Annotated in this window: 24 protein-coding genes (1 of these 24 running past the window's edge); 13 read left to right on the top strand and 11 right to left on the bottom strand. The window is 71.9% G+C overall.

All coding sequences use genetic code 11. The annotated features are described in order from the left end of the window. Positions 1-1,629: the 5' portion of a sigma-54-dependent Fis family transcriptional regulator gene (locus tag ACFSCV_RS09610; RefSeq protein WP_378799331.1), read on the bottom strand. 42 nt of this gene lie to the left of the window's left edge; only the first 1,629 of its 1,671 coding nucleotides appear in the window; the start codon lies at positions 1,627-1,629; the stop codon falls past the left edge of the window. A 426-nt stretch (positions 1,630-2,055) separates the two neighbouring features. Between ACFSCV_RS09610 and adh the strand changes: the two genes are divergently transcribed. After that, positions 2,056-3,576, top strand: a complete 1,521-nt coding sequence (adh, locus tag ACFSCV_RS09605; protein ID WP_378799297.1) for an aldehyde dehydrogenase — start codon at positions 2,056-2,058, stop codon at positions 3,574-3,576. Between the two features lie 64 nt (positions 3,577-3,640). Here the strand turns inward: adh and ACFSCV_RS09600 are convergent, their stop codons facing one another. Beyond that, on the bottom strand, positions 3,641-4,534 hold the full coding sequence (locus ACFSCV_RS09600) for a LysR substrate-binding domain-containing protein (RefSeq protein WP_378799296.1): 894 nt from the start codon (positions 4,532-4,534) through the stop codon (positions 3,641-3,643). A 99-nt stretch (positions 4,535-4,633) separates the two neighbouring features. Here ACFSCV_RS09600 and ACFSCV_RS09595 point away from each other — a divergent pair, with 99 nt between their 5' ends. After that, positions 4,634-5,629: an aldo/keto reductase gene (locus ACFSCV_RS09595; RefSeq protein ID WP_378799295.1), complete on the top strand. Its 996-nt coding sequence runs from the start codon at positions 4,634-4,636 to the stop codon at positions 5,627-5,629. A gap of 77 nt (positions 5,630-5,706) precedes the next feature. Continuing rightward, the gene (locus ACFSCV_RS09590; RefSeq protein ID WP_378799293.1) at positions 5,707-6,093 is read left to right on the top strand and encodes a DUF779 domain-containing protein; all 387 of its coding nucleotides are present in this window, start codon (positions 5,707-5,709) and stop codon (positions 6,091-6,093) included. Between the two features lie 7 nt (positions 6,094-6,100). On the opposite strand, the gene ACFSCV_RS09585 is transcribed toward ACFSCV_RS09590, so the two are convergent. Next, positions 6,101-6,607, bottom strand: a complete 507-nt coding sequence (locus ACFSCV_RS09585) for a Pycsar system effector family protein (protein WP_378799292.1) — start codon at positions 6,605-6,607, stop codon at positions 6,101-6,103. Between the two features lie 158 nt (positions 6,608-6,765). Between ACFSCV_RS09585 and ACFSCV_RS09580 the strand changes: the two genes are divergently transcribed. From ACFSCV_RS09580 to olsA, 6 genes are all read left to right on the top strand, one after another. Then, entirely contained in the window at positions 6,766-7,557 is a 792-nt protein-coding gene (locus ACFSCV_RS09580) for an SDR family NAD(P)-dependent oxidoreductase (protein ID WP_378799290.1), read from the top strand. Positions 7,558-7,627: 70 nt separating this feature from the next. Then, positions 7,628-8,239, top strand: a complete 612-nt coding sequence (locus ACFSCV_RS09575) for a malonic semialdehyde reductase (protein ID WP_378799288.1) — start codon at positions 7,628-7,630, stop codon at positions 8,237-8,239. A 10-nt stretch (positions 8,240-8,249) separates the two neighbouring features. After that, positions 8,250-8,933, top strand: coding sequence for a tRNA (adenosine(37)-N6)-threonylcarbamoyltransferase complex dimerization subunit type 1 TsaB (gene tsaB, locus ACFSCV_RS09570; RefSeq protein ID WP_378799286.1), 684 nt, complete (start codon positions 8,250-8,252; stop codon positions 8,931-8,933). Between the two features lie 41 nt (positions 8,934-8,974). Then, on the top strand, positions 8,975-9,481 hold the full coding sequence (locus tag ACFSCV_RS09565; RefSeq protein ID WP_378799284.1) for a GNAT family N-acetyltransferase: 507 nt from the start codon (positions 8,975-8,977) through the stop codon (positions 9,479-9,481). A gap of 137 nt (positions 9,482-9,618) precedes the next feature. Next, on the top strand, positions 9,619-9,999 hold the full coding sequence (locus ACFSCV_RS09560) for a Fur family transcriptional regulator (protein ID WP_378799329.1): 381 nt from the start codon (positions 9,619-9,621) through the stop codon (positions 9,997-9,999). Position 10,000: 1 nt separating this feature from the next. Continuing rightward, positions 10,001-10,870 (top strand): lyso-ornithine lipid O-acyltransferase, encoded by an 870-nt coding sequence (olsA, locus tag ACFSCV_RS09555; RefSeq protein ID WP_378799282.1) that lies wholly within the window; start codon positions 10,001-10,003, stop codon positions 10,868-10,870. Between the two features lie 12 nt (positions 10,871-10,882). Here the strand turns inward: olsA and tlpA are convergent, their stop codons facing one another. Beyond that, positions 10,883-11,530: a thiol:disulfide interchange protein TlpA gene (gene tlpA, locus ACFSCV_RS09550; protein WP_378799280.1), complete on the bottom strand. Its 648-nt coding sequence runs from the start codon at positions 11,528-11,530 to the stop codon at positions 10,883-10,885. A gap of 57 nt (positions 11,531-11,587) precedes the next feature. Between tlpA and argH the strand changes: the two genes are divergently transcribed. From argH to ACFSCV_RS09530, 4 genes are all read left to right on the top strand, one after another. Continuing rightward, positions 11,588-13,009 (top strand): argininosuccinate lyase, encoded by a 1,422-nt coding sequence (gene argH / locus ACFSCV_RS09545; RefSeq protein ID WP_378799279.1) that lies wholly within the window; start codon positions 11,588-11,590, stop codon positions 13,007-13,009. A gap of 51 nt (positions 13,010-13,060) precedes the next feature. Next, positions 13,061-13,258 carry an LPS translocon maturation chaperone LptM gene (lptM, locus tag ACFSCV_RS09540; protein WP_378799277.1) on the top strand — a complete coding sequence of 66 codons (198 nt, stop codon included), beginning with the start codon at positions 13,061-13,063 and terminating at the stop codon, positions 13,256-13,258. Between the two features lie 34 nt (positions 13,259-13,292). Next, complete coding sequence (gene lysA, locus ACFSCV_RS09535; RefSeq protein ID WP_378799275.1) at positions 13,293-14,567, top strand: diaminopimelate decarboxylase; 1,275 nt, start codon at positions 13,293-13,295, stop codon at positions 14,565-14,567. Positions 14,568-14,668: 101 nt separating this feature from the next. Next, positions 14,669-17,386 (top strand): TIGR02302 family protein, encoded by a 2,718-nt coding sequence (locus ACFSCV_RS09530; protein WP_378799273.1) that lies wholly within the window; start codon positions 14,669-14,671, stop codon positions 17,384-17,386. 326 nt (positions 17,387-17,712) lie between these two features. On the opposite strand, the gene ACFSCV_RS09525 is transcribed toward ACFSCV_RS09530, so the two are convergent. From ACFSCV_RS09525 to hemJ, 7 genes are all read right to left on the bottom strand, one after another. Beyond that, positions 17,713-20,838: an efflux RND transporter permease subunit gene (locus tag ACFSCV_RS09525; protein ID WP_378799271.1), complete on the bottom strand. Its 3,126-nt coding sequence runs from the start codon at positions 20,836-20,838 to the stop codon at positions 17,713-17,715. A 5-nt stretch (positions 20,839-20,843) separates the two neighbouring features. After that, positions 20,844-22,151 carry an efflux RND transporter periplasmic adaptor subunit gene (locus tag ACFSCV_RS09520; protein WP_378799269.1) on the bottom strand — a complete coding sequence of 436 codons (1,308 nt, stop codon included), beginning with the start codon at positions 22,149-22,151 and terminating at the stop codon, positions 20,844-20,846. Next, complete coding sequence (locus ACFSCV_RS09515) at positions 22,148-22,768, bottom strand: TetR/AcrR family transcriptional regulator (RefSeq protein ID WP_378799327.1); 621 nt, start codon at positions 22,766-22,768, stop codon at positions 22,148-22,150. The genes ACFSCV_RS09520 and ACFSCV_RS09515 overlap by 4 nt, the downstream gene beginning before the upstream one ends. A gap of 353 nt (positions 22,769-23,121) precedes the next feature. Beyond that, the gene (locus tag ACFSCV_RS09510; RefSeq protein WP_378799267.1) at positions 23,122-23,748 is read right to left on the bottom strand and encodes a TPM domain-containing protein; all 627 of its coding nucleotides are present in this window, start codon (positions 23,746-23,748) and stop codon (positions 23,122-23,124) included. Further along, positions 23,742-24,533, bottom strand: coding sequence for a TPM domain-containing protein (locus ACFSCV_RS09505; protein ID WP_378799265.1), 792 nt, complete (start codon positions 24,531-24,533; stop codon positions 23,742-23,744). The genes ACFSCV_RS09510 and ACFSCV_RS09505 overlap by 7 nt, the downstream gene beginning before the upstream one ends. A gap of 53 nt (positions 24,534-24,586) precedes the next feature. After that, positions 24,587-25,852, bottom strand: a complete 1,266-nt coding sequence (gene rho, locus ACFSCV_RS09500; protein ID WP_271202045.1) for a transcription termination factor Rho — start codon at positions 25,850-25,852, stop codon at positions 24,587-24,589. Positions 25,853-26,138: 286 nt separating this feature from the next. Beyond that, a complete protein-coding gene (gene hemJ, locus ACFSCV_RS09495) occupies positions 26,139-26,567 on the bottom strand; it encodes a protoporphyrinogen oxidase HemJ (RefSeq protein WP_378799263.1) in 429 nt (142 codons plus the stop codon). Positions 26,568-26,586: the final 19 nt, after the last annotated feature.

Here is a 26,586-nt window from a genome sequence, read left to right as displayed (position 1 = left end):
CTCGGCGAGCGCGGCGTCGATCGCCGCCTGCCGGGCGGCGTCGAGCCCGCCCTCCGCCGGGGCCGAAGCCGGCGCCGCGGGCGGGCACGCGTCGCGCGCCGCCGGCGGAAGCAGGTCCGGGCCGACCGTCTCGCCCGGCTCCGACAGCGCGATCATCGCCCGCATCGCGCCCACGATCTCGCGGTGGTTGCCGGGCCAGGCGAAGGCCGCCATGCGCTCGACCGTCTCGGGCGCCAGCCGGCGCCCGCCGGTCGGCAGCGTCGCCCAGAGCGCGGCGAGCGCGGCGCGGCGGTCGGGCAGCTGGCGGAAGGCCGGCAGCTCGAAGGCGTATTGCGCGATCCGGTAATAGAGGTCGGCCCGGAACCGGCCGTCCGCGACCATCGCCGCGAGGTCCTGATGCGTCGCCGAGACCAGCCGCACGTCGATCGGGTGCGGCCGGCTCCCGCCGAGCGGCGTGACCGCGCGCTCCTGCAGCGCGCGCAGCAGGCGCGCCTGCAGCCCGAGCGGCATGTCCCCGATCTCGTCCAGCAGCAGAACGCCGCCGTCGGCTTCGCGCAGCAGGCCCTTGGAGCCGGCCCGGCGCGCGCCGGTGAAGGCGCCCTCCTCGTAGCCGAACAGCTCGGCCTCGATCAGCGTCTCCGGCAGGGCGGCGCAGTTCACGGCGACGAACGCCCTGTCGGCCCTGCGGCTCAGCGCGTGGACGGCGCGCGCGAACACCTCCTTGCCGGCGCCGGTCTCGCCGCGGATCAGCACGGGCACGTCGCCGTCGACCAGCCGCGCCGCGCGGGCGAGGTCGGCGCGGGTCGCCGCGTCGAAGGCGGGGCCCGCCTCGGCCCGCGCGGGCTCGGGCGTCGCGGCCGGGGCCGGCTTCGGCGGCGCGTCGAGCGTGACCCCGCCGACCGGCTTCGGGCCCGGCCGCAGCCGCGCGTGCAGCTCGACGCCCTCGCGCGACCGCAGCCGGGAGACCTGATCGAAGCGCTGGGGCGCGCCGTCGAACAGGTCGCGGAACGAGCGCGCGCCGAGCGCGTACCAGTCGATGCCGAGCAGCCGCAGCGCATGGCGGTTGGCGGCCACCAGCCGCGAGCCGCGGAAGGCGAGCAGCCCCTCCTGCGCGGTGCCGAGCAGCGCCGGATCGGCGTGCAGGCGGATCACCTCGGCGTCGGCGAGGCTCTCCTCGAACATGCGCCGTTCGATCTGGTCCACGGCGAGGCGCGTGAGCTCCAGCGCGTGGGCCGGCGGCGCCGCGGCGGGACCGGACAGGTCGATCGCCCCCAGCAGCGCGCCGTAGGGGTCGAAGATCGGGGTGGCCGCGCAGGTGAGGATGCGGTGCGGCTCGAAGTAATGCTCCGCCCCGCGCACCTCGATCGGGCGGCGCTCCAAGAGCGCGGCGCCGATGGCGTTGGTGCCGGTGGCGGCCTCGCTCCAGGCGACGCCCGGCCTGAGCGCGACGCCGGCGGCCTTGCCCGCGAAGCCGGCGTCGCCGGCGGCGTCCAGCACCACGCCGGCGGCGTCGGTCAGGATCGCGATCGCGCCGCTGTCGCGCGCCTCCCGCCTGAGCGCCGCGAGCTCCGGCCGGCTGGCGCGCAGCAGCCGCTCGTTGCGCTCGCGGTGTTCTTTCAGCCGCTCCATCGGCTCCGGCTCGATCAGGGGCCCGTGATGGCTGTCGAAGCCCCGCTCGGCGCAGCGCTGCCACGACTTGAGGATCGCGGGCGGCACGAGCCCGGACGGGGTGGCGCGGCGGCCGAAGAAGGCGTGGCGCGCGGCGAGCACGTCGGCGCGCGGAGCGTCGGACTCCATGGACGTCTGCTCTCCCTTGCGACGCAGGATGCGACAGGCGCCGCGTCCCGTTCTGTTGCTTTTCGCGACAGTTTTCCACAGGCCGCCGCCGTCCGTCCATCCCACCTTCGGGCGGTCGGGGCTCCCCGCGGGAATCCATGGGCCCGCTCAGGCGCTTGCCGCGACCGCGCTGGCGTGCTGCGGCGCAGCGCGGGCGGCTGGCACGGTCCCTGCGTCGAGGCCGGCGGCGACAAGACCACCTCTTCAGGGAGAGACGACGTGAACAAGCCGGAACGCCTGGAAGCCTTCACCAAGCACCCGTTCAAGGAGCGCTACGACAACTTCATCGGCGGCCGCTTCGTCGCGCCCGTCGGCGGGCGCTACTTCGAGAACACCAGTCCGATCACGGGGGCTAAGATCTGCGAGATCGCCCGCTCGCAGAAGGAAGACGTCGAGCTCGCCCTCGACGCCGCCCACAAGGCCAAGGACGCCTGGGGCCGCACCTCTCCGGCCGAGCGCGCCTCGCTGCTGCTCAAGATCGCCGACGTGATGGAGGAGAACCTCGACCTCATCGCGCTGGCCGAGACCTGGGACAACGGCAAGCCGATCCGCGAGACCACGGCGGCCGACATTCCGCTGGCGATCGACCACTGGCGCTACTTCGCGGGCTGCGTGCGCGCGCAGGAAGGCGCGCTGTCGGAGATCGACCACGACACCGTCGCCTACCACTTCCACGAGCCGCTCGGCGTCGTCGGCCAGATCATCCCGTGGAACTTCCCGATCCTGATGGCGGTGTGGAAGCTCGCGCCCGCGCTCGCCGCCGGCAACTGCGTGGTGCTGAAGCCGGCCGAGCAGACCCCCGCCTCCATCATGGTGGTGGCCGAGCTGATCGCCGACATCCTGCCGCCCGGCGTGCTGAACATCGTCAACGGCTTCGGCCTCGAGGCCGGCAAGCCGCTGGCCTCCTCCAACCGGATCGCCAAGATCGCCTTCACCGGCGAGACCACGACCGGCCGGCTGATCATGCAGTACGCCAGCCAGAACCTGATCCCGGTGACGCTGGAGCTCGGCGGCAAGTCGCCGAACATCTTCTTCTCGGACGTGACCGCGGAGGACGACGACTTCTTCGACAAGGCGATCGAGGGCTTCGTCATGTTCGCCCTCAACCAGGGCGAGGTCTGCACCTGCCCGAGCCGCGCGCTGGTGCATGAGAAGATCTACGACCGCTTCATCGAGCGGGCGATCCAGCGCGTGAATGCGATCAAGCTCGGCTCGCCGCTCGACCCCTCCACCATGGTGGGCGCGCAGGCCTCGTCGGAGCAGCTCGAGAAGATCCTGAGCTACATCGACATCGGCAAGCAGGAGGGCGCCGAGCTGCTGGCCGGCGGCGGCCGCAGCGAGCTCGGCGGCGACCTCGCCGGCGGCTACTACGTCAAGCCGACGGTGTTCAAGGGCCACAACAAGATGCGGATCTTCCAGGAGGAGATCTTCGGCCCGGTGCTCTCGGTCACGACCTTCAAGGACGACGACGAGGCGCTCTCGATCGCCAACGACACGCTCTACGGCCTCGGCGCCGGCGTCTGGACCCGCGACGGGACCCGCGCCTACCGCTTCGGCCGCGCGATCCAGGCCGGCCGCGTGTGGACCAACTGCTACCACGCCTACCCCGCCCACGCGGCCTTCGGCGGCTACAAGCAGTCCGGCATCGGCCGCGAGACCCACAAGATGATGCTCGACCACTACCAGCAGACCAAGAACATGCTGGTCAGCTACAACCCGAAGAAGCTCGGCTTCTTCTGATCCTCGACGCGCTCACGGCGAGACGACGGGAAAGGGCGGCTCCGGCCGCCCTTTTTCATGCCGATCACCGCCCCTTCACGAAGTCCACGAACGCCCGCAGCGGCGGGGGCATGTGGCGGCGGCCATGGTAGTAGAGCTGCGGGCCTGAAAACTCCTGCCACCAGTCCTCGAGCACGGGCGCGAGCGCGCCGCTCGCGAACGGGGCGGCCAGCGCCTCTCCAAAGTGCCCGACGATCCCGAGGCCCGCGACCGCCGCGGCGATCTGCAGCTCCAGGTTCGAGGCGACCAGCGGCCCCTCGGGCGGCACGAGAATGGGGCCTTCCTCGCTCTCGAACTCCCAGATCGCCAGCGCCTTGCTGCCGGGAAAGCGGTGTCCGATCCGGGCGTGCCCAAGCAGGTCGCGGGGATGGGCCGGGGCCCCGCGCGCCGCGAGATAGGCGGGGGCCGCGCCGAGTTCGAAGCGCTGGCGGCGCGGACCGATCGGAACCGCGATCATGTCGAGCGCCAGCCTCTCCTCGTAGCGGACGCCCGCGTCGCAGCCCTGCGCGAGCACGTCGACGAAGCTGTCGTCGGCGATCACCTCCATCCGCACCCCCGGGTGGCGCTTCAGGAACGCGGCCGCGATCGGCGGCAGGATGTGGCTCGCAAAAATCGTCGGCACGTTGAGCCGCAACGTCCCGGTCGGGCGGGCGGGATCCCCGGGGGCGCCGTCGAGCGCGGCCGCGATTTCGGCGAGAGCCGGACGAACCCGCTCCACGAGCCGGGCCCCGGCCTCGGTCAGCGTCACGCTGCGGGTGGTCCGGTTGAACAGGCGCGCGCCGAGCGCCTCCTCCAGCCGCCGGACGGCCTCGCTCAGGCTGGAGGCCGACGCCGCGCGGCTCTGGGCCGCCGCGCGGAAGCCGCCGGCGTCCGCCACGGCCACCAGACAGGCGGCGTCGTTCAGGTCGATCCGGGGCATCGTTCGAAATCCCGCACAGTCTGTCTGATAGAGACGGGATTATCGCACAGCTTCACCCGGTCCACATCGCCTCCGTCGCAACCGAACGGAGACGACCCGATGAAGACCCGCACACTCGGAACCGCTGGACCGGAGGTCTCGGCGATCGGCCTCGGCTGCATGAGCATGTCCGGCGCCTACGGCCCCGCCGACCGGCGGGAGAGCGTCGCCACCGTCCACGCCGCGCTCGACGCCGGCGTCACCCTCATCGACACCGGCGACTTCTATGGCATGGGGCACAACGAACTGCTGCTCGCCGAGGCCCTTCAAGGGCGACCGCGCGACGGCTACCAGCTCAGCGTCAAATTCGGGGCGCAGGTCGGACCGGACGGACGCTGGCTCGGCTTCGACGGGCGGCCGGAAGCGGCGAAGACGTCTCTGGCCTATTCGCTGAAGCGCCTCGGCGTCGATCACGTCGACATCTACCGGCCCGCGCGGCTCGACCCCCACGTTCCGATCGAGGAGACCGTCGGCGCGATCGCCGACATGGCGGCGGCGGGCTATGTCCGCCATATCGGCCTCTCCGAGGTCGGCGCCGAAACGCTTCGGCGCGCCTCGAAGGTTCACCCCATCGCCGACGTCCAGCTCGAGTACTCGCTGATCTCGCGCGGGATCGAGGACAAGGTCCTGCCCGCGGCGCGCGAGCTCGGCGTCGCCGTGACGGCCTACGGCGTGCTGGCGCGCGGACTGATCAGCGGCCACTACGACCGGGCGAAGCTCGGCCGGGCGGGCGACTTCCGCGGCATGAGCCCACGCTTCCAGGGCGAGAACCTCGACCGCAACCTCGCGCTCGTCGAGGCGCTTCGTGCGGTCGCGGACGAGCGCGGCGCGAGCGTCGCGCAGGTCGCGATCGCCTGGGCGCTGGCGCAGGGCGGCGACATCGTCCCGGTGATCGGCGCCCGCACGCGCGACCGGCTCGCCGAAGCGCTGGGGGCCGGCGATCTCGCCCTGTCGGCGGACGACCTCACGGCGATCGAGCGCGCCGTCCCTAAGGGCTCCGCCGCCGGCGAGCGCTATCCGGCCCAGCACATGGCGGCGCTCGACAGCGAGCGGTGACGCGTCGGAACGGCCGGGTGCGAACGCCTTCGCGTGCGGCCGTTCCCGCGCTATCTTCCCTCGCGGAGGAACCGCCCATGACCCAGAACGCGCCCCTGCGGATCACCGCGACCGACGCCGCGCTCGCGCTGATCGCGACGCTTCAGGCCGAGCATGGCGAGGTGCTGTTCCACCAGTCCGGCGGCTGCTGCGACGGCTCCTCGCCCATGTGCTACGCGGTCGGGGACTACATGCTCTCCGACGCCGACGTGAAGCTCGGGGAGGTCGGCGGCGCGGGCTTCTATATGAGTCCGTCGCAGTTCGAGTACTGGCGGCACACGGCGCTGACGCTCGACGTGGTGCCCGGCCGCGGCGGCATGTTCAGCCTGGAGAACGGCCGCGAGGTGCGGTTCCACATCCGCTCGCGCATCTTCTCCGACGCCGAGGTCGCGGCGCTGGAGGCGGCGGAGGCGCAGGCGGCCTGAGCCGCCGTCAGCCCAGCACCACCAGGCCGCCGTGGGCGGCGAGCGCCACGATCAGCGCCCCGAAGGCGAGCGTGACGAAGCGGTATTTCAGCCGGCAGAGGGCCGCGAGGTTCTGGGCGTTGTCGGCGTAGCTCGCGGCGATCGCGGCGCGGTCGGCGGCGGCCGTGATGCGCTCGACCTCCGGGCGGACGTCGGGCCAGGCGCCCCAGAACAGCGCCGCGCCCCCTCGGCGCCGGCGCGGCGTCACCACCGCGAGCGCGGAGGCCAGCGCCGTCAGCAGCGCCGCCACCAGCGCGAGCGACAGCAGCGAAGCGGCGCTCAGCTCCACCGCATGGCCGCGCCAGAAGAACAGCTTGCGCACGTCCGGCGACCACACCAGCAGGAAGACGATGATCGTCATGATGTAGGTCGCCTTCTGGTCGGCGACCTTGAGCTGGTCGTAGAAGACGTCGTTGATCTTCTGGAGATAGGCGAGATCGGCGGCGGGCTCTTTGGCGGTCTGGTCGGGCGTCATGCGTCTGTCCGGAGGGGGCCGGGCGGCCCGGCCGGCGGGCGGGCCATGCGGCGGCGCACTCTTTACGCCAAAACGCGGCGAACCACATCTCAGGACGACCACACGCCCTCAACGCCGCAGCGCCGGACGCGCCGGCGGCCGGCCCAAGGACCACGCCGATGCGCATCGACCTCACGGGCAAGACCGCCCTCGTCACCGGCTCCACGCTCGGCATCGGGCGGGCGATCGCGCTCGGCCTCGCCCGGACCGGCGCCACGGTGGTGGTGAACGGCCGCCGCCAGGAGGCGGTCGACACGGCCGTCGCCGCCATCCGCGCCGAGGTTCCGGACGCGAAGGTCGAGGGGATCGCCGCCGATCTCAGAACCGCCGAGGGCGTGGCGGAGCTGGTCGCGGCGCTGCCCTCCGTCGACGTGCTCGTCAACAATGTCGGCATCTTCAACCCGCAGGACTTCTTCGAGGTCCCGGACGAGGAGTGGTTCCGGTTCTACGAGGTCAACGTCATGTCCGGCGTCCGGCTGTCGCGCGCCTACGCGCCCGCCATGGCCGAGCGCGGCTGGGGCCGGATCGTGTTCATCTCGTCGGAGTCCGGGCTCAACATCCCAGTGGAGATGGTCCACTACGGCATGACCAAGACCGCCCAGCTCGCTATCGCGCGCGGGCTCGCCAAGCGGCTCGCCGGCACGGGCGTCACGGTGAACTCCGTGCTGCCCGGCCCGACGCTGTCGGAGGGCGTCTCCGAGATGCTGAAGGACGAGGTGGCGAAGACCGGCCAGAGCCTCGAGGAGGCCGGGGCGGCGTTCGTGCGGGCGCATCGCCCGTCCTCGATCATCCAGCGCGCGGCCACCGTTGAGGAGGTCGCCAACATGGTGGTCTACGCCTGCTCGAAGGAGGCCTCCGCCACCACGGGCGCCGCGCTGCGCGTCGACGGCGGCACGGTCGACACGATCTGAGGCCGGGGACTGGCGCAGCGGGGGGGCGGCTCTGCTATGAGGGAGGGATTCCTCCACCGCAGACCGCAGGATGGCACCAGTGTCCGGACCTCACCGCCCCCCGCTTGACGACGACGCCCTCGACACGCTGTTCCGCACGGCGCGGACCCACAACAGCTTCCGGCCCGAGCCGGTCTCGGAAGTGACGCTGCGGGCGCTGTTCGAGCTGCTCAAAATGGGCCCGACGAGCGCGAACGGCCTGCCGGGCCGCTTCCTGTTCGTCACCTCGGAGGAGGGCAAGGCCAAGCTGCTGCCGACGCTCTCCGAGAGCAACCGCGCCAAGACCGCGGCCGCGCCGGTGACGGCGATCGTGGCCCACGACCTGCGCTGGATCGACCACCTGCCGCGCTTCTTCCCGCATGTCGACGCGAAGGCCTGGTTCGAGGGCAACGAGGCCGCGATCGAAAGCGGCGCCCGGCTCAACGGCACCCTGATGGGCGCCTATCTCATCCTCGCCGCCCGGGCGCTAGGCCTCGACACCGGCGCGATGGCGGGCTTCGACCCCAAGGCGGTGGACGAGGCCTTCTTCGCCGGCACGACCTGGCGCTCGAACTTCCTCGTCAATATCGGCTACGGCGACGGCGAGAAGCTGTTCGAGCGCCTGCCGCGACCGGAATTCGACGAGTTCTGCCGGATCGTCTGACGGTCCCGCCATGCGCGTCCTAGCGATCGACACCGCCCTCGGCGCGGCGTCGGCCGCCGTCGTCGAGACCGGCGACGGGGCCGCGCCGGCGCTCGTGTTCTCCCGCGACATGGCGCGCGGCCACGCCGAGGCGCTGATGCCGCTGGTGGCGCAGGCGCTCGAAAGCGCCGGCGGGCTCGGCGCGATCGACCGCATCGCGGTGACGGTCGGGCCCGGCAGCTTCACGGGCCTCAGGGTCGGCCTCGCCTGCGCGCGGGCGCTCGCGCTCGCAGGCCCGACGCCGATCGTCGGCGTCTCGACGCTCGAGGCGCTGGCGGCGCCGTCGTTCGGGCGCGGAGCGGCGGTCGCGGCGGCGGTCGACGCGCGCCACGGCCGGGTGTTCGCCCAGGCCTTCGACGCCGGCGGCGCGCCGCTCGCGGCTCCGGCGCTGCTGCCGGCGGAGGAGTTCGCCCGCGCGCTGCCGGCGAATGCGCTGGTGGTCGGCTCCGGCGCGGACGCGGTGATCGCGGCCGTGGACGGCCTCCCGCTGCGAAAGGCTGACGCGCCGCACCACGCGCCGGACCCGATCGTTGTCGCGCGGCGGGGCGCGGCGTGCGATCCTGGCGACGCGACGCCGCGGCCGCTCTACCTCAAAGCCGCGGACGCGCATCCCCAGACGGGCGGACGCATCGCGCGCCGCCCGGACGAGAGCTGAAGAAGGCGGAGCGGCCTGACGCTCCGTAAGGCCTGCGCGCGATGTACTGGTATCTGTTCTGGCCCTGGAACGTGTGGGCGGCCCGTGAGCGGATTTGGGCCTGCGAACCGGCCGACGCGGGCCTCGCCGACGAGCTCGCGGCGATCCACGCCTCCTGCTTCGCCCGCGGCTGGAGCGTGGAGGAGATGGACCAGCTCCTCAGCGACGACGCCGTGGTCGCCTGCGCGCTCCACATGGAGGGCCGCGGACGGCCGGTGGGCTTCGCCGCGTCCCGGATCGCCGCGGACGAGGCCGAGGTGCTGTCGGTCGCGATCCGCCCGCGCTTCCGACAGGGCGGCGGCGGCTCCGCCCTGTTCGGCCACCACCTCGGACGGCTCGCGGCCAGGGGCGTGCGACGCGTGGTGCTGGAGGTCGACGAGGAAAACGCCTCCGCCATCGCGCTCTACGCGCGCTTCGGCTTCGTGCAGGTGGGCAAGCGAAAAGCCTATTACGCCCGCGCGGACGGCGGCCGCGGGTCCGCGAAGGTGCTGGCGCTCGAGATGCGCTGAGCCGTCCCGTGGATCGTTTACGGCCGGGCGGCGCGCTCCTATAAGCGGTCGAACACCGTCGCGCCGCGACCGGAGACCTCGGGAACGTGACAGACCTCAAGGCCGAACCGCTCGAACGCCTGTGCGCCGCCAAGGGCATGCGCATGACCGAGCAGCGCCGCGTCATCGCGCGCGTCGTCGAGAGCGCGGACGACCATCCCGACGTGGAGGAGCTCTACCGGCGCGCCTCGGCGGTCGATCCCCGCATATCGATCTCGACCGTCTACCGCACGGTGAAGCTGTTCGAGGACGCCGGCGTCATCGCCCGCGTCGACTTCCGCGACGGCCGCTCGCGCTACGAACCGGCGCCGGACGAGCATCACGATCATCTGATCGACCTGCGCTCGGGCAAGGTCATCGAGTTCCGGGACGAGGAGATCGAACGGCTGCAGGCCGAGATCGCGCGGCGGCTCGGCTACCGGCTGGTGGATCACCGGCTGGAGCTCTACGCCGTCCCCCTCGACGATCGCGAGAACTGACTTGGCGCTGAAAGCGATGCGGGCGGCGGTGAGCGTGGCGGCGCTGGTCGGCGCCGCCGCCGTCGGCGTTCCGGCGCAGCTCCTCGCGCTGAAGGCCGGCTTCGGCAAGGGCGGCGTGATTCCGCTGCTGTTCCACCGCTATGCGCTCGGGGTGGTCGGCGTCCGCCGGCGCGTCATCGGGCGTCCGGCCGCCGCCCGGCCGCTGCTGATCACCGCGAACCACGCCTCCTGGCTCGACATCGTGGTGCTGGGGGCCATCGCGCCGGTGTCGTTCGTGGCGAAATCCGAGATCGCGGACTGGCCGCTGTTCGGCCTGCTCTCGAAGCTGCAGCGCTCGATCTTCGTCGACCGCTCGCGCCGCACCGCGACGCGGGCGGTGAGCCGCGAGATGGCGGAGCGCATGACCTCGGGCCATCCGGTGGTGCTGTTCGGCGAGGGCACCTCCAGCGACGGCAACCGCGTGCTGCCGTTCCGCTCGGCGCTGCTCGGGGCCGCGGGCAAGGCGATCGCGGAGGGCGGCGCCGAGGCGGTCTACGTGCAGCCGGTCTCGATCGCCTACACCCACCGCAACGGCCTGCCGCTCGGGCTGCGGACGCGGCCCGCGATCGCCTGGTACGGCGACATCGAGATCCTGCCGCACATGTGGTCGATCCTGCGCGACGGCGCGATCGACGTGACCGTGACCTTCGGCGAGCCGATCCGGGTCGACGGCGCCACGGACCGCAAGGCGGTGGCGCGCCAGGCCGAGCGCGAGGTCCGGCGCATGACGGCGGAGGCGCTCAGAGGTGGAGCGCGCGAGATCGCGCAGCCGGAGCCCGCGCCCGAGGACCCGGACGTGGCGCTGGCGACCCAGCCGTCGCCCTCGGCTTAAAAGACGGGCCGCCTACTCCGCCAGCGCCGCGTCGATCAGCTTCAGCGCGTCGGGGCTCGCCCATTCCGCGGGACCCGGCAGATAGGCGATCTCGCAGCCCGCCTTGTCGATCAGCAGCGTGGTCGGCAGCCCGGCGCCGCGGCCGACCGCGCGCAGGTCACGGAACGCCTTGTTGGTGGGGTCGGCGTAGAAGGCCAGCCGTTCGACCCCGGTTTCCTTCAGGAAGGCCTTGGGCTTGTCGGCCGAGCCGAGGTCCATCGACACCGCCACCACGTCGAAACGGTCGCCGCCGCGCACGCCCTTCAGCTCGTCGAGCGCGGGCATCTCCTTGCGGCAGGGCGCGCACCAGGTGGCCCAGAGGTTGAGCAGCACAACCTTGCCCCGGAAACGGTCGAGCCCGACCTCGGCGCCGTCGGCGTCCCTGAAGGCGAGCGCCGGCAGGGGGCGCGGCCGGTCCGGCGTGACCACCGCGGCGACCTCGCCGGTCGCCGCCTGCTTCAGCGCGCGAAGCGTCGCGGGCGAGGCCGCGCAGGCGGCTTCAGCCTTGTCGCCGCCGCCGATCCCGTATAGGGCGAGCGCGGCGACGCCCGCGAGCGCCAGAACGCCGGGAACGCCGAAGCGGAGCCAGGATCGGCGCGGAGCGGGCGACGGTTCGGACATGCTTCTCGACCTTGCAGGACGCCGCGACGGGCGCGGCCTTGGGATTGGACCGACGGAATGAGCAATTCGATGTGGGGCGGGCGCTTCGCCGAAGGGCCCGACGCGGTGCTTGAGGCCATCAACGCCTCGATCGATTTCGACCGCCGCTTCTACGCCCAGGACATCCGCGGGTCCAAGGTCCACATCGCCATGCTCGCCGCCACCGGCATCGTGGCGAAGGAGGACGCGGCGGCGATCTTCAAGGGGTTGAACGACATCCTGGCCGAGATCGAGTCCGGACGCTTCACCTTCTCGCGAGCGCTCGAGGACATCCATCTCAACGTCGAGAGCAGGCTCGCCGAGCTGATCGGCCCCGTGGCGGGGCGGCTGCACACTGCGCGCTCGCGCAACGACCAGGTCGCGACCGACTTCAAGATGTTCGTGCGCGACGCCCTCGACGGCATCGACGTCAGCCTGCTCGCGCTGCAGCACGTGCTGGTGGAGAAGGCCGGCGCGCACGCCAAGACCATCATGCCGGGCTTCACCCACCTGCAGAGCGCGCAGCCCGTGATCCTGGGCCACCACCTGCTCGCCTATGTGGAGATGGTCGCCCGCGACCGCGGCCGGCTCGCGGACGCGCGCAAGCGGCTGAACGAGTGCCCGCTCGGCGCCGCCGCGCTCGCCGGCACCTCGTTCCCGATCGACCGCGACATGACCGCCCGCGGGCTCGGCTTCGACCGCCCGACCGCGAACTCGATCGACAGCGTCTCCGACCGCGACTTCGTGCTGGAGACGCTCGCCTTCGCCTCGATCTGCGCGGGGCACCTGTCGCGCTTCGCGGAGGAGATCGTGCTGTGGTCGACGCCGCAGTTCGGCTTCGTCCGGCTGTCCGACCGGTTCTCGACCGGCTCCTCGATCATGCCGCAGAAGCGCAATCCGGACGCCGCGGAGCTGGTGCGCGGCAAGACCGGCCGCGTGATCGGCGCCTTCGTCGCGCTGATGACGGTCATGAAGGGCCTTCCGCTCGCCTATTCCAAGGACATGCAGGAGGACAAGGAGGGCCTGTTCGACGCGCTCGACACGCTCGACCTCTGCATCGCCGCCATGACCGGCATGGTCCAGGACATGACCTTCGACGAGAAGGCGATGCGTCAGGCGGCGAGCTCCGGCTACGCCACCGCGACCGACCTCGCCGACTGGCTGGTGCGGGTGCTCGGCATGCCGTTCCGCGAGGCGCACCATGTCACCGGACGGATCGTCGCCGTCGCGGCCGAGAAGGGGCAGCCGCTCGAGGCGCTGCCGCTCGCCGACATGCAGGCGGTCGAGCCGCGGATCACCGACGAGGTGTTCGGAGTGCTCGGCGTCAACAAGTCGGTGGCGAGCCGCAACAGCTACGGCGGCACCTCGCCGCGTCAGGTCGCCGGCCAGACCTCGCGCTGGCGGAAGAGGCTTGCCAAGGAAGCCGCGGCCCTCGACAACAGCTCGACGCCCGACGCCTGAGACATCGACCGGGCCGCGGCGCCCGCGCCAGAGCTTGAGGAAACCGCATCCGTGCCGAGCCCGATCCGCGCCGCCGCCATCGCCGCCACGCTCGTCCTGGCGGTCGGCCTCTCCGCCTGCGGCCGTCGCGGGCCGCTGGAGCCGCCGCCGGGCGCGCCCACGACCACGGTGACCAAGTCGGACGGCACGACCGAGAAGAAGGTGGTGAAGCCCAACCGCCCCTTCGTCCTCGACGGCCTGCTGAACTGAGCTTGAGCGCCGCCTTCGCGGCGGCGGAGTCCCGATGCACCATTTCGCCTACGCCGACGGCGCGCTCCACGCCGAGGATGTTCCGCTCGCCGAGATCGCGGCCGAGGTCGGCACGCCGGTCTACGTCTATTCGACCGCGACGCTGACGCGCCACGTCCGGGTGTTCTCCGCCGCCTTCGCCGGCGTGGACCACCTCGTCTGCTACGCGCTGAAGGCCAACTCCAACCAGGCGGTGCTGACCACGCTGGCGCGGCTCGGCGTCGGCATGGACGTGGTGTCCGGCGGCGAGCTGCACCGCGCGCTGAAGGCCGGCGTGCCGGGCGAGCGCATCACGTTCTCCGGCGTCGGCAAGACGGAAGCGGAGCTCGCGGCCGGGATCGAGGCCGGCATCCTCGCCTTCAACGTGGAGAGCGAGCCGGAGCTTCGGCTTCTGTCGCAGGTGGCGGCCGACAAGGGCGCGACCGCCCACATCGCGCTGCGCGTCAACCCGGACGTCGACGCCAAGAGCCACGCCAAGATCTCCACCGGCTCGTCCGAGACCAAGTTCGGCGTGCCGATCGCCGACGCGCGCCGCGTCTACGCCGAGGCGGCGACGCTGCCGGGCCTGAAGGTGGCCGGCGTCGACATGCACATCGGCAGCCAGATCACCGAGCTCGACCCGTTCGACAGCGCGATCACCCGGCTCGTGTCCTTCGTGGGCGAGCTGCGCGCCGACGGCCACGCCATCGACCATGTGGACCTCGGCGGCGGGCTCGGCATCCCGTATCGCGACGACAACGAGCCCCCGCCCCACCCCGACGCCTACGCCGCGGTGGTGAAGCGCCTCACCGCCGACCTCAGGGCCAAGCTGGTGTTCGAGCCCGGCCGGCTGATCGTCGGCAACGCCGGGATCCTGCTCACCCGCGTGATCTACGTGAAGCAGGGCGCCGCCAAGACCTTCGTCATCGTCGACGCCGGCATGAACGACCTGATCCGGCCGACGCTCTACGACGCCCATCACGAGATCCGGCCGGTGGCGGAAGCCGGCGCGGACGCGCCGCGCCTGAGGGCCGACGTGGTGGGGCCGGTGTGCGAGACCGGCGACTATCTCGCGCTCGACCGCGACATGCCGGCGCCTGCGGCGGGCGACCTGCTGGCGGTGATGTCGGCGGGCGCCTATGGCGCGGTGCAGGCGACCACCTACAACAGCCGCCCGCTGGTTCCGGAAGTGCTGGTCGACGGCTCCCGCTACGCCGTGGTGCGCCCCCGGCCGAGCCTCGACGACCTCGTCGCGCTCGACCGCGTCCCGGACTGGCTCACGGCCGAGTGACGCGGCGGGGCCTGCGGAGGCTGGCCAAGCCGGCGCCGCGTGGTAGTCTCATGCTCTGACGCGCGAAAGGCGGGGGCCTGGACCACGCTGGAGACCGGCGTTTGAACGATGCTCCGACCGATCCGCGCGGCCAGCGCGGGCCTCTGATCGACCGTCTCGCCCGCAGGGCGGGCCTCGCGCTCGCCTGGGAAAGCGCCTGGCCGCCGCTCGCCGCCGCGCTCTGCGTCGCGCTTCTCTTCCTCAGCGTATCCTGGTTCGGCCTGTGGGACGCGCTGCCGCCGCTCGGGCGCATGGCCGGCGTGGCGCTGTTCGGCCTCGCCTTCCTCGCCGCGCTCACCCCGCTGCTGCGCGTCGGCGCGCCCGACCGTCGCGCCTCGCTCGCGCGCATCGACCGTGCGACCGGCCTCGCCCACCGGCCGGCCACCAGCCTCGACGACCGGCTGGCGCCGCTCGGCGACGATCCCTTCACGCAGGCGCTGTGGCGCGCGCATCGCGAACGCGCCGACGCCGACGCCCGCAAGCTGAAGGTCGGCGCGCCGGCGCCCCGGCTCGCGGCGCGCGATCCCTTCGCGCTCCGCTTCCTGGTCGGCCTCGTGCTGGTGGTCGCCTTCGCCGTCGCAGGCTCCGACCGCGGCGCCCGCGTCTCGGCCGCCTTCGACTGGACGACGCCGGCGGCCGAAACCGCCCCGGCCCGGATCGACGCCTGGGTGACGCCTCCGGCCTACACCGGCCGCCCGCCCGTCTTCCTGACCGCCGGCCGGCCCGGCGGCGCGAGCCCAGCCGACGCGCGGGCCGCGGCCGTTCCCCCGGCCGCGGAGGCCAGCGAGACGCTGCGCGCGCCCACGGGCTCGATCGTGGTGGTGCGCGGCTCCGGCGGCGCGGTCGAGGTCTCGGCCGTGGGCGCGCTCGAGCCGGTGGAGCTGACGGGCCGACCCGCCGACGGCGTGACCGAACGCCGGTACCGCCTCACCGGCGACGCCGAGCTCAAGGCCGGACCCGCCGGCGAGGCCGGACGAAGCTGGCGCTTTTCCGCGATTCCTGACGCTGCGCCCTCGATCACGCTCGACGGCCCGCCGCAGCGCAACGCGCGCGGCAGCGCGACCATTTCCTACGAGGTGAAGGACGATTACGGCGTCGCGTCCGCCGAGGCGCGCTTCGCGCTGAAGGAGAGCGCGCCGGCGAAGACGGCCGAGGGTGAGGAGCCGGCCGAGCGCCGCCCGCTCTACGAGGCGCCGAAGCCGCGGCTCGCGCTGCCGAAGGCGCGCGCCCGCGAGGGCAAGGCGCAGACCTCGCTCGACCTTGCCGAGCACCCCTGGGCCGGGGCCGAGGCGGTGATGACCCTCTACGCCCGAGACGAGGCGGGCCAGGAGGGCGCGAGCGCGCCGCAGCCGCTGCGGATCCCGTCGCGCGTCTTCACCAATCCGCTCGCCCGCGCGCTGGTCGAGCAGCGCCGCGAACTCGCGCTCGACGCCAACGCCAAGCCGCGCGTCGGCGAGGCGCTGCAGGCGCTGATGCTGTTCCCCGAGGAGTTCACGCCGCAGTCCTCGGTCTATCTCGGGCTGCGCACCGCCTACCGCCGGCTCGACATCGCCCGCAGCGACGACGAGCTGCGCGACGTCGCCGACTATCTCTGGGAGATGGCGCTCCGGCTCGAGGACGGCGACCTGCCGCAGGCCGAGAAGGAGCTGCGTCAGGCCGAGGAGGCGCTGCGCAAGGCGCTTGAGGACGGCGCCTCCGAGCAGGAGATCGCCAAGCTCACGCAGGACCTCAGGCAGGCGCTCGACAAGTTCATGAAGGAGCTCGCCCAGCGGGCGCAGCAGCAGCCGAACCAACAGGCCCAGCGCAGCCCGAACGGCGCGCAGGCGATCCGGCCGGACGACCTGCGCAAGATGATCGACCGCATGGAGCAGATGGCGAAGAGCGGCTCCCGCGAGGCCGCGCAGCAGGCGCTGAACGAGCTGCGGCAGATGCTCGACAACCTCCAGACCGCGCAGCGTCAGCAGGCCGACCCCAACGCGCAGGCGCAGCAGCAGCAGATGGACAAGCTGCAGGAGATGATCCGCGAGCAGAACAAGCTCAGGGACAAGACCTACCAGCAGTATCGCCAGCAGGAGCGGGCCCAGCAGAACCAGCGCCAGCCCGGCCGCCGCCAGCAGCAGCAGAACCAGCAGGGCCAGAACAGCGAGGAGATGCAGGCTCTCGCCGAGCAGCAGCGCGAGCTGCGCGAACGGCTCGACCAGATGATGCGCGACATGCCCCAGCAGGGCGAAGGCGAACAGGGCGCCGAGCAGCCCGGCCAACAGGGGCAGAGCGGCAAACAGCCGGGGCAGCAGGGTCAGGGCCAGCAGGGACGCCAGGGCCAAGGCCAGCAGGGTCAGCAAGGCCAGCAGGGACAGGGCCAAGGTCAGGGCGAGAACGCGCTGGGCGAGGCCGGGCGCAGCATGGGCGACGCCCGCGGGGCGCTCGGCCAGGGCCAGACCGGCCAGGCGCTCGACGATCAGGGCCGCGCGCTGGAGCAGCTCCGCAAGGGCGCGCAGGCGCTCGCCGAACAGATGCAGCAGCAGGGCCAGCAGGGCGGCCAGCCCGGGCAGCAGGGCCAGCCGGGACAGCAGGGCGCCGAAAACGGCGAGGACGGCCGCGACGACCCGCTCGGCCGCCCGGTGCGCCGCCGCGAGAGCGACGGGACCACCACCAAGGTGCCCGGCGAGATCGAAGCCCAGCGCGCGCGCCGCGTGCTGGAGGAGCTCCGCCGCCGGCTCGGCGAAAGCGAGCGCCCCCGCGACGAGCTCGACTATCTCGAGCGCCTGCTGACGCCGTAGCGCGGGGTTTGGCGGCCGGGGAGGCCGGTCGAAGTCTTGTTCGCGCGCCGTATGGTCCGGCTTGACCGGACCATCCATGTCAGACATGGCGCTCGACGCCGCAGCTGGGGTCCTCCGGTCGAGCCGTAGGACGACGGGCGGGAGGCGCTTCAAGCGGCTCTGGACGCGTTCTCCCCCTCGCCCCGCTTGGTTCGGGTGCTCCCGAACCAAGCCACCCGGGATGGCGAAGTCGGAAACATCCGACTTCGCCGGAGAGATGACCAGGCGGCGACGTGACGCCTATCGAAGGAGCGCGGAGCGGGCGCGAAGACGGCTCCGCCCCCGCCTCACTCCGCGGCGCGCAGCCTCGGGGGCGCTGCGGCGGCCTCGTCGCCGGGCTCGTCCTTCGGGCCGACGAAGCGGCCGAAGATCCGGACGAAGAGCCGGCGAAGGTCGTCCATGATGGTGAAGACGGCCGGCACGAACACGAGGCTGAGCACGGTCGAGGCCAGCAGGCCGCCGATCACGGCGATCGCCATCGGCGCGCGGAACGCGCCGCCCTCGCCGAGCGCCAGCGCCGAGGGCACCATGCCCGCGGCCATCGCGACCGTGGTCATCACGATCGGCCGGGCGCGCTTGCGGCCGGCGTCGACCAGCGCCGCGGTTCGGTCCACGCCGCGCGCGATCTCCTCGATCGCGAAGTCCACCAGCAGGATGGCGTTCTTGGTGACGATGCCCATCAGCATCAGGAAGCCGATGACGACCGGCAGGCTGACCGAATTGCCGGTGATCAGCAGCGCGATCAGCGCGCCGCCGATCGACAGCGGCAGCGACATCAGGATCGTCACCGGCTGCACCACGTCGGCGAACAGCAGCACCAGCACCGCGAACACCAGCAGCACGCCGGCGGCCATGGCGATCGCGAAGCCGGAAAACACCTCGTTCATGATCTCGACGTCGCCGAACTCCTTCAGCGTCACGCCCTCGGGCAGATTCTTGGCGGCCGGCAGCGCCTTCACCGCCTCGAGCGCGGTTCCGAGCGCGACGCCCGGCGCGAGGTCGCCCTCGAGCGCGACGCGGCGGTCGCGGTCGTAGCGGTCGAGGCTGGTCGGGCCCTTGCCGAAGCTCACCTCCGCCACCGCGGAGAGCGGCACGCTGCCGCCGGCGTCGCGCCGCACCCGCAGGTTCTCGAAGGTCGAGATGTCCGTGCGGGCGGCCTCGTCGAGCTGCACCCGGATCGGAATCTGCCGGTCGACGGCCGAGAACTTGGCGAGGTTCTGCTCGATGTCGCCGATGGTGGCGATGCGCACCGTCTCCGCGATCTGCGCCACGGAGACGCCGAGCTCCGCCGCCTCGTCGAGCTTGGGGACGATGCGGATCTCGGGCCGGTCGATCGCCGCGGTCGAGACCACGTTGAGCAGGCCGGGCACGGACGCCCGCGTCTGCTTCTCGAGCTCGACCGCCGCCTTCTCCACCGCCTCGCCGTCAGCGCCGGACACGATCAGCGAGAACTCGCGCTGGCCGCCGTCGTTGCCGAAATTGGTGCGGATGTCGGGGATCTTCGCGAGGTCGTCGCGGATCTCGGCCTCGAACCGCTTCTGGGTCAGGGCGCGCTCGGAGCGGGGCTTGAGGTTGATGATCAGCACGCCCTTGCGCACCTCGCCGGTCGCGACGACCATACCGCCGGCCGCGTCCGAGCCGATCGCGGCGTAGACCGAGGCGACCTCGGGCCGCGCCTTCAGCAGGGCGGTGATGCGCTGGCCGACCTCCTCCGACTGGGCGAGGGTCGAGCCCGGCGGCAGCTCGATCTTCAGGATCGAGCGCGAGGTGTCGTTCTCCGGCAGGAAGCCCGAGGGCAGCAGGCCCGCCAGCATGATCGAGCCCACGAACAGCGCCACGCCGGCCCCGACCGTCACGAAGCGCCACCGCACCGACCAGGCCAGCAGCCGCGTGTAGAAGCGCATGATCAGCCCGTCGCGCTCCTCCTGCGCGCCGTGGTCGCGCAGGAAATAGGCCGCGAGCAGCGGCGTGATGAGCCGCGCGACCAGCAGCGAGAACGCGACCGCCACCGCGACGGTGATGCCGAACTGCTTGAAGTACTGCCCCGCGATGCCGCCCATGAAGCTCACGGGCATGAACACCGCGATGATGGTGGCGGTGGTCGCGACCACGGCGAGGCCGATCTCGTCCGCGGCCTCGATCGAGGCGCGGTAGGCGGATTTGCCCGTGCGCATGTGGCGGACGATGTTCTCGATCTCCACGATCGCGTCGTCGACCAGGATGCCGGTGACGAGCGTGATCGCGAGCAGGCTGACGCCGTTGAGCGAGAAGCCCAGCGCCTCCATCACCCAGAAGGTCGGCAGGATCGACAGCGGGATCGCGAGCGCGGAGATCAGGGTCGCCCGGAAGTCGCGCAGGAACAGGAACACGACCACGACCGCGAGCGCCGCGCCCTCGATCAGCGTGTGCATGGCGCTCTCGTAGTCCGCCTTGGTGTAGCGGACCGTGGTGTCGATCAGCGTGAGCGCCACCTCGGGATGGGCGGCGGAAAACTCGTCGAGCTTCTTCTGCGCCGCTTCCGCCACCACCACGTCCGAGAAGCCCTTGGCGCGGTAGATGCCAAAGGAGACGATCGGCTTGCCGTCGAGGCGGGCCGCAGCGCGGGGCTCGGCGGCGCCGTCGCGCACCGTGCCGAGGTCGGAGAGCCGCACCTCGCGCCCGCCGGGGAGCGAGATCCGCGTGGCGGCGAGCCGCTCCACCGTCAGCGCGCCGGCGAGCGTGCGCACGGTCTGCTCCTGCGTGCCGACCTGCCCGCGGCCGCCCGCGAGATCGACGTTGGTGGCGCGGAGCTGCGCGTTGACGTCCGCCGAGGTGACGCCGAGCGCCTGAAGCCGAGCCGGATCGAGCGCGACCCGGATCTCGCGGTCGACGCCGCCCTCGCGCCTCACCTGAGAGACGCCGCGCACGCCCTGCAGCGCGCGGACGATGCGGTCGTCCACGAACCAGCTCAGCTCCTCGGGCGTCATCGCCGGCGCATAGGCGGCGTAGGTCGCGATCGCCATGCCTTCGACGTCGATGCGCTGGATCAGCGGCTCCTCGATCGACTGCGGCAGCTCGCTCCGTATCTTGGTGACGGCGTCGCGCACGTCGTTGACCGCGCGGTCGACCTCGGTCTCGAGCTGGAACTCGACCATCGTCATCGAGACGCCGTCGCTGATCGACGAGGTGATGTGCTTGACGCCCGCGAGCCCCGCGACGGTGGTCTCGACGCGCTTCGTCACCTGCAGCTCGAGCTCGGTCGGCGCCGCGCCGGTCTGGGTGATCGTGACGGAGACCAGCGGCAGGTCGATGTTCGGCATGCGCGTCACCGGCAGCGACGCGAACGAGAACAGGCCGATCGCCGTCAGCACCACGAACAGCACCAGCGGCGGGATCGGCTTGCGGATCGACCACGCGGAAACGTTGAGCGCCATCGCCGTCAGTTCCTCGCCGAGGCCGACACGGCTTGCGCCTCGACCGGCGCCACGCGGTCGCCGTCGCGCAGGAAGCCGCCCGCGCGGGCGATGACGGCCTCGCCGGCGGAGACGCCTTCGAGAATCTCGACGCCGTCGGTGTCCTGCAGGCCGAGCGTGACCCGGCGCTCGGACACCACGCCGTCCGTCACCACCTGCACGATCTCGCTGTCGGCGCCGTAGAGCACGGCGGATTGCGGCACGGTCACGCCCTGGCGGCGCGCGGTCTCGATCCGGCCGCGCGCGAACAGGCCCGGCCGCAGCGCGCCGTCGACCGGCAGCGCGACGCGGACGACGCCGAGTCGCGTCGCCGCGTCGACGGTCGGCTCCACCAGCCGCACCCGGCCCTCGAACGGTTTCGGCGATCCCGCCGCCGTCACCCAGGCCGGCTGGCCGGCGTTGATCGCGTGGAGGCGCGACTCCGTCGCCTCCGCCTTCAGCTCGATCTCGCCGTCGCGCACGATCTGGAACAGCGGCTCGCCGCCCATGCCGACGATCTGGCCGACGCGCGCGGTGCGGCTCGCCACCACCCCGGCCGTCGGCGCCCTCACCTCGGTGCGCGCGAGCCTGAGCGCGATCTCGCGCCCCTGCGCCTCGGCCAGCGCCTTGTCGGCCTGCGCCGCCTTGAGGTTCTGCCCCTGCGCGCGCACCCGCGCCGCGGCCACCTCGGACGCGGTCTGGCGCGCCTGCAGCGTCTCGCCGGTGACGTTGCCCGAGCTCCGAAGCTGCTCGGCGCGCTTCAGCGCGGCAATCGCCTCCACCTGCGAGGCCTCGGCCTCGGCGATAGCGGCCTCCACCTGCGCGATGGCGGCTTCGGCCTTGGCGATCGCGGAGGCGTTCTGCAGGGCCTGCGTCTCCAGCATGTCACGGTCGAGCCGCGCCAGCACCTGGCCCTGGGCGACCTGGTCGCCGACGTCGACGAGATACTCGTCGAGCCTAAGGCCGTCGATCTGCGGGCTCACCAGCACGTCGTCGCGGGCGACGAGCGTGCCGGTGACGGTCTCGATCTGCGCGATCTCGCGCCGCGTGGCGATGGCGACCGTTACGGAGATCGGCTTCGCCGCCGGCGCGGCGGGCTCGGCAGCCTGCGAGGGCGTCTGCCGTTCGGCGGCGTAGCGGGCGAACTCGTCCTTGAACAGGAAGGCCGCTCCCAGCGCCACGGCGAGGCCGAGCACGAGCCACGGCCATCGCCGCCGCCGTCGGACGGGCGGAGCGGCGTGCGCCGTCTCTGACACCGGCTGGCCGGCCGGGCGCTGGCGCATCGGGGCGTTCATCGTTCGGACCTCGCCGGAGCGGCGAGGAAGCTGCGCACCGCGCGCTCGAACATGCCCAGCAGATCGTCCACGCCGGCGATCCCCTCCAGTCCCATGCGCAGAAGGAGGCCGTCCGCGAGCGAAGACAGCAGGCGCACGGCCGCCGCCGCGTCGAGGGCGGGATCGATCTGCCCGAGCGTCTGGCCGCGCTGGATCACCCGGACGAGCAGGTCGTGGATCTCGCCTTCGCAGCGCTGCGTGATGGCGTTCACCTGCGGATTGCGCGCGGCTTCCGCGCAGAGCTCGATGAAGATCGGCATGCCGCCGGTCTGCAGGTTGCCGGTGAGGAAGTTCCTGCCCGCCTGCACCAGCGCGCCGACCACGTCGTCGGCTTCCAGCAGCGGGGCCAGCATCGCCGGCGCTTCGGCGCGGTCGCGCTCGACGATCGCCTCGATGATGGCTTCCTTCGACGGGAAGTAGCGGTAGAGCGCGCCCGGGCTCATGCCGGCCTCGGCGCAGATCGCCTGCATGCCGGTGGCGTGGAAGCCGCCTTGCGCGAAGCACGTCACCGCCGCGTCGAGAATCCGCCGCCGCTGGTCCTGCTGCCGGCGCGCGCGGGGGCCGATCACCGGGCTCATGTCGTTCACGGCGGATGTCCTGAAGAGAGCGAACGTTCGTTCGCATTTCATAGCGGAAGCGCGCCGCGCCGTAAAGGCGTGACCCGGCGGCGGTCGGACGTTGCGCTCGCCGAGGCCCGCCGAACGGAAAATCTCGCTGAATGGGAAGCGCGCCGAACGAGCCTCGTCGTCCTCCGGCTTGGCCGAAAGTTCCATCTTCGGCGCCGAGCTCCACGCCGGACATGGATGGTCTGGTCAAGCCGGACCATGACGAAGGATCAGGGAGCTAGTACGGCGCCTGCCGGAGCGGGGAGCGCTTCCGGGCCACGGGCCGCCGTCCGCGTCGGAATGAAGATGTGGAGACGCCGGCGGCGTCAGCGGACGATCGGTTCGTCCGGCAGCTCGTCGCCGACGCCGGGCTGCGGCGGCAGGGCGTCGGCGAGCGCCTCGCCGCAGCGCGCGACCGCCGCGACGATTCCGTCCGCGAGCCGCCCTTCCCGCGCCGCCTCGACCACCAGCGCCACTTCCTCGCGCCATGTCTCCGGCGCGACGGCGTCGTGCACGCCGAAATCGGCGATGACCTCGACCCGGCGGTCGGCGGCCGCGACATGGAGCAGGACGCCGGTGCGCCCCAGCGTGCGGCCGAGGCCGAGATCGTCGAAAGCCTGCTCGGCGGCGCGATGGGCCGCCCGGTGGGCGGCGATGCGTCCGACGCGGAGCGCGCGGCGGACATGGGAGGACGAGGCCAGCGCCGCGAGCAGCGCGAACACGAGCGCCTGACCAATCACGATCGCCTCGAGCCGCAGGCCCAGCCAGTCGAGAGGACCGGCCGCCGCGATCGCGACGCCGCCTGCCGCGATCAGCGCGATGGTGGCGTCGGCCTCCTCGCAGCTCGCGGTCTCGACCACCACGACGATCTCGGCGGAGGTGCGCGCTTCCGCGGCGCGCACGGCCGCCGTGATCCGGTCACGGTCGGAAGGGGACAGGACCGGCGTCACCATCCGCCCGAGGCCCCGCCGCCGCCCGAAGAGCCGCCTCCCCCGCCGGAGAACCCGCCGCCCGACGACGATCCGCCGGACCAGGAGCCGCCGCCCATCGGCGGTCCGCCGATGATCCACGGCGCGGCGCGCCGTCGACGGCCGACGCCGCTTCCGCCGCTCCGGATCGCGCGCCAGAACACGTAGAGGAAGAAGAGGATGAAGCAGAGGGTGATCGCCGACGAGATCAGCGACGCGGTCTCGTCCTCGCGTTCGAGCGCGGCGGCGCGGGCCTTGTAGTCGTTGGAATGGCCGGAGAACACCGCCATGACGTCGTCCGCGCCGCGCATGACGCCGCCGGGAAAATCGCCGGCGCGGAAGCGCGGCAGGATGGCGTTCTCGATGATGAGGCGGGAGACCGCGTCGGTGAGTTCGCCCTCGAGCCCGTAACCGACCTCGATGCGGACCCTGCGGTCGTTCGGCGCCACCAGCAGCAGCGCGCCGTCGTTGCGCGCCTTGTCGCCGAGGCCCCAGGCGCGGAACAGCCGGTTGGCGAAGTCCTCGACCGACGTCCCCTGCAGAGACGGCACGGTCGCGACCGCGAGCTGGCGGCCGGTCGTGTCCTGAAATGTCTTGAGTTTCTGGGTGAGCGCCGCCTCGGCCTCGGGCGGCAGGATGTCGGCCTGGTCGACGACGTAGCCGGAAAAGGGCGGGAACGAGAGTTCAGCCCACGCAGCGGTCGAGATGACCGCGCCGAGCGCGATCAGGACCGCCGCAACTAGCCGACCGGGAACGCGCGCAACCGCCATGGCGGCATTGGGACCACGCGAAAGCGGCGACGGCAAGGGCCGTCGCCCCAGCGTCAGGTGTTCATGGACTCGAAGAAGTCGGCGTTGGTCTTCGTCGACCGCAGCTTGTCCAGCAGGAACTCCATCGCGTCGACGGTGCCCATCGGGTTCAGGATGCGGCGGAGCACATACATCTTCTTGAGGGTGTCGGCCGGAACGATGAGCTCTTCCTTGCGCGTGCCCGAACGGGTGATGTCCATCGCCGGGAAGGTGCGCTTGTCCGAGACCTTGCGGTCCAGGATGATCTCGGAGTTACCGGTGCCCTTGAACTCCTCGAAGATCACCTCGTCCATGCGGCTGCCGGTGTCGATCAGGGCGGACGCGATGATCGTCAGCGAGCCGCCTTCCTCGATGTTGCGCGCCGCGCCGAAGAAGCGCTTCGGGCGCTGCAGCGCGTTGGCGTCGACGCCGCCGGTCAGCACCTTGCCGGACGAGGGCACCACGGTGTTGTAAGCCCGGCCGAGGCGGGTGATCGAGTCCAGCAGGATGACGACGTCGCGGCCATGCTCGACCAGGCGCTTGGCCTTCTCGATCACCATCTCGGCGACCTGCACATGGCGCTGGGCCGGCTCGTCGAAGGTGGAGGAGATGACCTCGCCCTTCACCGAGCGCTGCATGTCGGTGACCTCTTCGGGCCGCTCGTCGATCAGCAGCACGATCAGGTAGCACTCGGGATGGTTGGCGGCGATCGCGGTCGCGATGTTCTGCATCATGACCGTCTTGCCGGTGCGCGGCGGCGCCACGATCAGAGCGCGCTGGCCCTTGCCGAGCGGCGCGACGATGTCGATCACGCGGGTCGACATGTCCTTCTTGGTCGGATTGTCGATCTCCATCTTCAGCCGCTCGTCCGGGTAGAGCGGCGTCAGATTGTCGAAATGGACCTTGTGCCGGACCTTCTCCGGGTCGTCGAAATTGATCGTGTTGACCTTGAGCAGCGCGAAGTAGCGTTCGCCGTCCTTCGGGCTGCGGATCTGGCCCTCGACCGTGTCGCCCGTGCGAAGCGAGAAGCGGCGGATCTGGGAGGGCGAGATGTAGATGTCGTCGGGGCCGGGCAGATAGTTGGCGTCCGGCGAGCGCAGGAAGCCGAAGCCGTCCTGCAGCACCTCCACCACGCCGACGCCGATGATGTCGGTCTCGCGCGCGGCGAGCTGCTTCAGGATGGCGAACAGCAGCTCCTGCTTGCGCAGCGTGCTGGCGTTCTCGACCTCCAGCTCCTCGGCCTGGACGAGGATTTCGGTCGGCGACTTGGCCTTGAGATCGGAAAGCCTGACTTCGGGCATCGTGAGCCTTCGGGAGATTGAATCCGACGGGAAGCGGTGGTCGGAGAGCAGTCGCGTTGAGGAGGGGATTGGAGTTCAGGCGCTTCCGGCGCGCGGCGCCGAAACGTCGTCGCTTATTCGCCGTCATGCCGTTCGCCGAATGGCGGGCATGTATCCGCAGGCGGGTTTGTCCGGCCGCTGGACTGGACCGAACGCCTAGACTCTGCGTGGGAACGTCACCGTCTTAACCCATTCGCGGCGGCCGCGACAAGAGGCGGCCGCCCGAAATCGGCCGGACCGCGCGAGATTAGAACGGCTTCACGATCACAAGCACGACGATCGCGATCATGAGCAGCGTCGGAACCTCGTTCGCGACGCGGTAGAAGCGCGTCGAGCGTCGGTTGCGGTCGGCGGCGAAATCCTTGACCCAGCGCGACATCGCGCCGTGGAAGCCGGACAGCGCCAGCACCAGCGCGATCTTGCCGTGCAGCCAGCCCGAGCCGCCCCATCCGCCGAGCCACAGCAGCGCGAGGCCCGCGAGCCAGGTCACGATCATGGCGGGGGTCGCGATCGCCTTCAGCAGGCGGCGCTCCATCACCTTGAAGGTCTCGGAGGTCGGCGACCCGACAGGCTCCATCGAGTGATAGACGAACAGCCGCGGCAGATAGAGGCTCGCCGCCATCCACGCGATCACCGCGACGACGTGGAGCGCCTTGATCCAGGGGTAAAGGTCCATCGCCACGTCCTAGGCCTTC

The organism is Methylopila henanensis (assembly GCF_042681025.1).
Taxonomy (GTDB): Bacteria; Pseudomonadota; Alphaproteobacteria; order Rhizobiales; family Methylopilaceae; genus Methylopila; species Methylopila henanensis.
Note: the sequence above shows the minus strand (reverse complement) of the source record. Positions and strands in the feature narration are given on the sequence as shown.